Origin of the sequence: Marinobacter sp. UBA2498 (assembly GCF_002341575.1) — a bacterium.
GTDB classification, from domain to species: Bacteria; Pseudomonadota; Gammaproteobacteria; order Pseudomonadales; family Oleiphilaceae; genus Marinobacter; species Marinobacter manganoxydans.
Genome location: NZ_DDOI01000074.1, coordinates 1 through 7082, shown reverse-complemented (window position 1 = coordinate 7082; position 7082 = coordinate 1). Strand labels below are relative to the sequence as shown.

Sequence of the window (7082 nt, the reverse complement as noted above, 5' to 3'; positions counted from 1 at the left end):
GCCGGTGTGGGCATGAATCCCGGACTCTCCTTCGGAGACCCGGGCAGCGGCTTTATGCGCCTGAACATCGGCTGCGCCAGATCGGTTCTGGAAGAGGTCATCGGCCGCATTGAAGCGGCTCTCTAGTCAGTTGCCCGTTCCTCGTTACTGTTGGCCTTCCAGGGAACAATGATCCTCCACCAGTTGCCAGCGAGGAGGCTTGTTCATGCCGGGCATGTCACCATTGGTTGCCCGGATAGCCTCCCAGATCTGACCGCCGTGGGTGACCAGGCTGCCAACCGTGTAGCTTCTGGAAAATAGCCACGGGTCCGGTCTTACGCACATGCCGGAAGACGTCTCGCCCCGTTTGCTCTTGCCGACGGATTGGCCGGCCTCGGTGCCTTTCTGGCCGTCTCCGGTCCGGGTTTGGTCAACCGGTTGCTTACGGCCCTCGCAGTCCGGCACAGAATCCAGTTCTTTCCAGTCGAACGTAATGCCGGGCTCCAGGCCCTCGTGCAGTTCGCGGGACTCATACCAACTGCCTTTGTGAAAGACCGCTGCACCGGCTGGATAATAGCGGGTAGGCACCCACTTTGACTCTTCGGGATCACAGGGTTCCGCTGCAGCCGGCGCCGACAGGCCAGCGGCCAACAGGACCAGAACCAGGCAAAAGAAGCGGTGAGAGTTTCCTGGCACAGGTTTAATCATGGGGGTCTCCTTTTGCTGAGCGTTCCGGGGTTGGGTAGTGGGTGTGTTTCCGGGTCTGCGTGGCCAGCACCAGCCCGGCCAGGATCAGTGCCCCGCCGATAACATGAAACAGCCCGAGGGATTCGGCCAGGAAAATGCCGGCCAGAACCGAGGCAAACACAGGGGTCAGGTACATAAAGATGGCCGCCCTGGCCGGACCAATTTTATGCACACCGTGGTTCCAGAATCCATAGGCCAGGATCCCCGGGAAGATGGCGAAGTACAGCAACGGCATGGCGGTGCTTTGCGACAGCTCAAAGCCACCAGAGAAGAACAGCAGATCCGTCAGATAGAAGGGCAGGACGACCAGTGTGCCGAGGAGAATCTGGGTGGTCAGAAACGTTAGTGCAGGCAGTGGTACGGCCTGCCGTCTCAGTAGCACCGAGAACAGGCCCCAGCTGAACACCGCCGCCACCATGATCAGATCGCCGGGTTGGGCCTGGAGATTGGTCAACACCGAGAGGTCGCCGCGGGCAATCACGGTAACGATGCCAGTAATCGCCAGCGCGATTCCCAACGCCTGAATCGGCCGGGTCCGGTCGCCGAGCAGGATCCAGGCAAGCAGAGCGACAAAAATGGGAATGGTGGCGTTGATCAGGGCAATGTTGGTCGCGGTGGTTGTGGTGGCCGCCAGATACAGCAGGGTATTGAAGGCTCCCACACTGAAGGTCGCCAGTGCCAGCATGGAACCGAAGCGCTGGCGGATAACCTGGCGGTGGCGCCAGATACCCGGCAGGCCGAAAGGCAGCAGGATGGCCAGGGCGATTACCCAGCGCCAGAACGACATGGAGAGCGGCGGAATGTTCTCTACCGTGCCCCGGGCGACAACGGCGTTGCCGGCCCAGAACAGAGGTGTAAGAACCAGCCCGATGTAGGCCAGGCCGGGAATTCGTGACAAGACTCCGGCGTTCTCGGAAGACACAAAGGCTCCTGTGGGGTTGGTGAGGCCCGAAAAAAGCCTAGCATACTACTCTCCGGGAACTTCTGCCTCCGTACCAATGTGGTAGGCGGCAAAACCGGCCATCACTACCTGGTCCACGGCCATACCGATAACCCGGCCATCGGTGGTGGACCGGATGGGGTGCTGGGCATTGGTGATCGGATCGGACACGTAACCGAGAATCTCCCCTTCCGATACGCTGGCCCCCAACTCAATTTCGCTGAACAGAATCCCGCCGTGGTCCGCGCGGATCCAGTCGGAATCGTAGTAGACAGGCTCCGGATCGCCCCACACGAACATCCGGGAGATCATGCCCTGACGCTCCATCAGGCTGGTTAGGCTGTTCACGCCGGCACCGATCTGATGCTGCTGTATACGGTGGGATTCGCCGGCTTCCAGGGTGACGGTGCGAATACCGGCTTCCACAGCAGCGGTGCGCAACATGCCCGCAGAACCGGAGCTGTGAACCACCGCCATGCGGTCAAAGCCCCGGGTGAATTCCGCCACGTCCGGGTTGTTCATGTCGGCGCGAAGCTGCGGCAGGTTGGTGCGCTTCAGTGAGCCGGTGTGGATGTCCACCAGCATGTCGCACTTGCGAATCACGTTCTCGAACAGTGAATGGGCAATCCGGTCGGCCAGGCTGCCATCGGGGCTGCCCGGGAAATGCCGGTTGAGGTCCCGGCGATCGGGCAGGTAACGACTGCCCTGCTGGAATCCCGGCAGGTTCACAATCGGCACACCCACGACCGTGCCCGACAGCTTCTCCGGGTTCAGGTCATACATGGTCTGGCGGATGATCTCGATGCCATTCAACTCATCCCCGTGAACTGCCCCGGTGAGGCACAGCGTCGGGCCGGCGTTGATGCCGTTGACCACCAGAACCGGGGTTGTCTGGGACAGCCCGGCAATCTGAATGCCGGGGGTCCAGGCCAGGCGGGTAGACGTGCCGGGCAGGACATCATTGTCCAGCAGCGTGAAGACCTCGCCTTCGCGAATCTCGGGCTCCGGCTCCGGCTCCGGCTCCGGCTCGGGTTCGGCCACCGCTTCGGTTGCCATGACCTCGGATTCTGCGGCATCTGCATCGGTATCTCCGGGCGCTGAAACCTGTGCCTCCGGTGGCGGCGCAACCTGCTTGAGATCGATGTTCGGGGCTACCTTGCGGGAACCGGCCGAGGGCGTATCGATACCGGCTCCGCCCTGTGGGACTGCCGGCTGACGGGCTGTATTGTTCTTCCCTTTGGTCTGCAGAGGGGCCGAATGCTCAACGTCCTCGACGCTCTCGTCCTCGGCCAGTTCCGCGATCAGCACTTCGGATTTTTTGCTGGCCTTTGCCGAATCGGTTTCGGCCAGAACAGGTGCCGACAGCCAGGGTATGACCAGGCCAATCAGCAGGATCCGGGGGGACGGTTTTTGAAGCCGCTCAAACAGCATATTTCCTCACGGTTCGTCAGTGTGCGCTCAAGGATAGAGTGCCTCTGGCGGTCATGAATACTGCTGTGACAAAGGTTTAATGCCACTTTCATGAAATCCGGGCAAGTTATAACGAAAACAGTTATACGCCGGAAAAGTGATTAAAAATATGGGTGTTTTGCGAAATCCCGTGTGCTTTCGTTACTCCCGCGTTAGCTGTCGTGTACGACATGCCACAGATCGTCCTCCCGGAACGCCCTGTGCTCCGCCTCCAGCTTCAGTAAATGCGCCAGGGCTGACCGTGCCGCAAGGCCGTGGATGGCGGCCGGAACATCGTCATAGGCTTTTGCGGTAAGAGCTTTCAGGTCTACAGGAGCCAGGGCTTCCAGCGCGCGGGCCACCTTGTGCTCACGGGACAGACGGTGGGTGATCAGGAAATCGATCACCGCTTCGGGATGCCCCATCAGAAAGCCGTGTGCTGGCGCAATGTAGCGAATGGATTCGGCCAGCAACTCGTAGAGCGACTCGATGTAGGCCTTCATGTCGCCGTCCGGCGGATTAATGACCACCGTTGAGCCCTGCATGATGTGGTCACCGGAAAACAGCAGCTTCTGGTCGACCAGCAGAAAACACAGATGGTTCGAGGCATGACCCGGGGTATGAAGCACCTTCAGGAGCCCGGCTTCGGTCACAATCAGATCACCGTGCTCCGGTTCATCATCGGCCCGGAAGGTCTGGTCCTGGCCGGCACCCGGGGGCGCCGGCCAACCGAACACCCGGCAACCGGTGCGCTCTTTCAGGGCGGCAACGGCCGGCGAATGGTCCTGGTGCGTGTGGGTTACCAGAACCTGGTCAATGACGCCACCGGTCACCTCCAGAATTCGCTCGATATGGGACTCGTTGGCGGGGCCGGGGTCGATCACCGTGAAGCGTTCATGGCCCAGAATGTAAGTGTTGGTCCCTGGCCCGGTCATCATCCCCGGGTTGGGCGCCGTCAGCCGGGTGACACGGGCCGCGACCTCAACCGCCTCTCCGGGATTAATCTCCGCCCGGGTCGAGCCTTCACCTTCCGGATCCAGCTTCGCGGCCTCATCATAGGCCGGCGCTCCCGGCTCCAGCGTCACCGGCTTACCCTTTTTGACCGCCGGCCAGGGCTGGTTGGGGTAGGGCTCGGGCGGGTTGGCGTGGGCATAGCGCATCAGCGCATCGGTGGTCTCGAACCCGTTGAGCACCCGCAACGTCCGAATCGTTGGCAACCCCAGCAACCGCTGGCCGTTCCGATGATCCTCAAGGGCCTGTTCCGGGCGGATCCAGACATGATCGATGGTTTCGATACCGTCGTGCCCGGCCAATTGACCTTCCGGAGCGGGCGTCACGAAAAACCGTGTATCGAAACGCCTCGGCGGCCCCGGCGGCGTAATCCAGTGGCCGAGATAGGCAAGCCTGTCCAGCGGAAGCGCCAAGCCGTGCTTTTTGCACAGACTGGCCAGAGACAGATCGCCGTCGAACACCGACCTCCGATCCGCATGGGCCGGATGATCCCCGGATATCGGGTTGCCCTGTTTATCCACCGCAACCAGAACCCCGGACTCCTCAAAACACTCCCGAACCGCCGCCAACATATAGTCCGCGCCGCCTTCATCGACACTCATGGTCTGACTGATCTCGGCGTCTCCGGGCCCGATAATATGGTCCTGCCCGTGAGTCTCGTTTTCCTCGACTCGCCCGCCAGGGAATACAAAATAGCCGGGCATAAACACGGCGTCGCAGGTGCGTTGCAGCAGCAGGACTTCAAGGCCTTCGGCTGTATCTCGAACCAGAACCAAGGTGGCAGCAGGGCGAATATCCATAAAACTCCATCTTCAAATATTTATTGTCAGTGCGCGGGAGTGATACGAACGATGGCAGGGAAGGGCCTTCCAAAACTGTCTGTCGCCATGGATGGCGACAGTCAAGCGTCACATGGACGTGCCGCAGGAGCGCGTTTTGGAAGGCCTTTCCCAGCCGTCGCACCGCCAAACCTCAATGCGCAGGGGCATAGAACCAAGATAACCGATTTGAAGGGCAAGATCCCAAGATGAACACTAAAGTCGAACAGCGTATCATTCGCTCAAAGATCCCCAGTGAAAACAGGAACCCCCGTGGCCCGAATCAAACTCTCCTTCCCGGACGACGTCTTCTGCTTCGAAACCAGAATGCCCGTCAGAATCACCGACATCAACGGCGCCAACCACCTCGGCAACGACGCCCTGATCTCTATGCTCTCCGAAGCCCGGGCCCAGTTCCTGGTCAGTTACGGTATCCAGGAAGCGAGCAAAGACGGCACCGGCATTATCGTTACCGACCTGGCCACCATGTACCAGTCGGAATCCTTCTTCCCGGAAATGCTGCGTTTTGAAGTGGGTCTGATGGACTTCAACAAGTATGGCGGGGATTTCGTGTTCCGGGTCACCAAGGCCGAGAGCGGCCAGCCGGTGGCACTGGCGAAATACGGATTCGTCTTCTTCAACTACCACCGCAAGGAAGTCGTGCCGGTACCCGAGAGCTTCCGCTCACGCTTTGCCTAAGGATATCTCGGCCTTCAAACGCGTCATGCCGGCACGATAAAAGCTGTAAGCCATGGCGCCGGCAAACAGATTGCCCACCAGCGCACCACTCATAAGCCCATAGACCCCGTTGATCTGGCTACCGATCCAGAGCAGGGGCAGGAAGCACAGGAACAGGCGCAGGGTGGACACCAGCAGGGCCCGCATCGCCAGTCCGAGGGCATTGCACACCGACACCATCAGCATACAGACGCCCAGACCGCTGTAGCTAAGCGGCACCCGCACCAGATAGCCGGCCAGAACCTCCTGAACATCACTGTCGCTGGAAAACAGCTCCGACACCAATCCGGAAGCGACCACCCAGGTCAGGCCGATGGCCAGCTGCCAGACCACCACAAACCGGACCGCGAGGCGCACCAGTTTCCGGATCTGCTCGATATCCCCGGCACCCAGCATGCGGCCAATCATCGGCGGCATCGACATGGTCAGGGCCAGCACCACCACAATGGAGAAAAATTCCAGACGGGTGCCCAGCCCCCAGGCGGCGACGGCGGCGGAGCCAAAGCCGGCCACCAAGGCTGTCGCCAGCATGGCCGAGACAGCCGGCATCAGTTGGCTGACCATGGCCGGAGCCATGATGCCATTGAGCTGTTTCAGGGCCTTCCAGAGGGCAAGCTCGCGCAGGTCGAACCGGATCCAGTGGCGTTTGAGAAGTTTCGGATAGATCACCAGGCAGCCGATACCAAAAGAGGTAACGGTGGCCCAGGCGGCGCCGGGCAGTCCCCAGCCGAAAACAAAGATGTAGAGCGGGTCCAGGGCGATGTTGGTCAGGCTCGTGGCCACCATCATGTACCCCGGCAATTTTGTGTCACCGTGGGAGCGACACACACTGTAGCCGAAATACAGGAATGCCCCGGTCCAGGCGGCCATCAGCCAGGGAATCCAGTATTGCCGGATCAGGGGTAGGAGTGAGTCTTCCGCGCCAAGCGCGGTCATGATGTGCCCCTGCAGAAACCACAGCGCCACGCAGATGACGAAAACGAGGCTGCCGCCCACGGTAATGATCAGGCCGCCCAGCCGGAAGGCGCGCAATTCATCGCCGGCCCCCAGCGTGCGGGATACGATCGCTGTGGTGGCGATCCCCAGACCCACCTGAAGGCCGATGATCAGTTGCTGCATCGGCAAGGTGAAACCCAGGGCTGCCAGCGGATCACGACCCAGCTGACCCACGAAGGCACTGTCGGCCAGCTGGAAGGTCATCAGGGACAGCACCCCGAAGAGCATGGGCCAGGTCATGCTGTAGAGCTGGCGGGCCAGGGATGGGTTCTGGGTGGTGGTCTGCACGGGGTGTTGTGGGCCTTCGGTTTGGCTTGGGGGCGAGATTCTAACAGGTCTGGCTTTCGGTGTTAGCAAAGGTGCCGGAACGACTTACCAGGAGACGCCGTGAACCCATCCCTGGG

Annotated in this window: 6 protein-coding genes and 1 pseudogene; 2 read left to right on the top strand and 5 right to left on the bottom strand. The window is 60.8% G+C overall.

Going from position 1 to position 7082, the window contains the following annotated elements:
• A pseudogene (locus B2W52_RS10420) lies at window positions 1–126 on the top strand (aminotransferase); the annotation flags it as partial.
• Window positions 127–144: 18 nt separating this feature from the next.
• On the opposite strand, the gene B2W52_RS10415 reads toward B2W52_RS10420, so the two are convergent.
• The 4 genes from B2W52_RS10415 to B2W52_RS10400 form a co-directional block, all read right to left on the bottom strand.
• Complete coding sequence (locus B2W52_RS10415) at window positions 145–687, bottom strand: carbohydrate-binding protein (protein ID WP_008172708.1); 543 nt, start codon at window positions 685–687, stop codon at window positions 145–147.
• On the bottom strand, window positions 680–1648 hold the full coding sequence (locus tag B2W52_RS10410) for a DMT family transporter (protein ID WP_008172711.1): 969 nt from the start codon (window positions 1646–1648) through the stop codon (window positions 680–682). Before B2W52_RS10410 ends, B2W52_RS10415 begins: the two co-directional genes overlap by 8 nt.
• Before the next feature lie 45 nt (window positions 1649–1693).
• Entirely contained in the window at window positions 1694–3097 is a 1404-nt protein-coding gene (locus B2W52_RS10405) for a succinylglutamate desuccinylase/aspartoacylase family protein (RefSeq protein WP_008172714.1), read from the bottom strand.
• A 191-nt stretch (window positions 3098–3288) separates the two neighbouring features.
• Window positions 3289–4926, bottom strand: a complete 1638-nt coding sequence (locus B2W52_RS10400) for an MBL fold metallo-hydrolase (RefSeq protein WP_286802895.1) — start codon at window positions 4924–4926, stop codon at window positions 3289–3291.
• A gap of 291 nt (window positions 4927–5217) precedes the next feature.
• Between B2W52_RS10400 and B2W52_RS10395 the strand changes: the two genes are divergently transcribed.
• The gene (locus B2W52_RS10395; RefSeq protein WP_008172718.1) at window positions 5218–5643 is read left to right on the top strand and encodes a thioesterase family protein; all 426 of its coding nucleotides are present in this window, start codon (window positions 5218–5220) and stop codon (window positions 5641–5643) included.
• On the opposite strand, the gene B2W52_RS10390 is transcribed toward B2W52_RS10395, so the two are convergent.
• A complete protein-coding gene (locus B2W52_RS10390) occupies window positions 5629–6966 on the bottom strand; it encodes an MATE family efflux transporter (RefSeq protein WP_273071518.1) in 1338 nt (445 codons plus the stop codon). The two genes, B2W52_RS10395 and B2W52_RS10390, sit on opposite strands and share 15 nt — an antisense overlap.
• Between the last annotated feature and the right edge of the window lie 116 nt (window positions 6967–7082).

Bases quoted from the DNA above. Each gene is read 5' to 3' on its own strand.
- B2W52_RS10400 (WP_286802895.1), bottom strand. From the start codon at position 4,926: ATGGATATTCGCCCTGCTGCCACCTTGGTTCTGGTTCGAGATACAGCC.
- B2W52_RS10405 (WP_008172714.1), bottom strand. From the start codon at position 3,097: ATGCTGTTTGAGCGGCTTCAAAAACCGTCCCCCCGGATCCTGCTGATT.
- B2W52_RS10415 (WP_008172708.1), bottom strand. From the start codon at position 687: ATGATTAAACCTGTGCCAGGAAACTCTCACCGCTTCTTTTGCCTGGTT.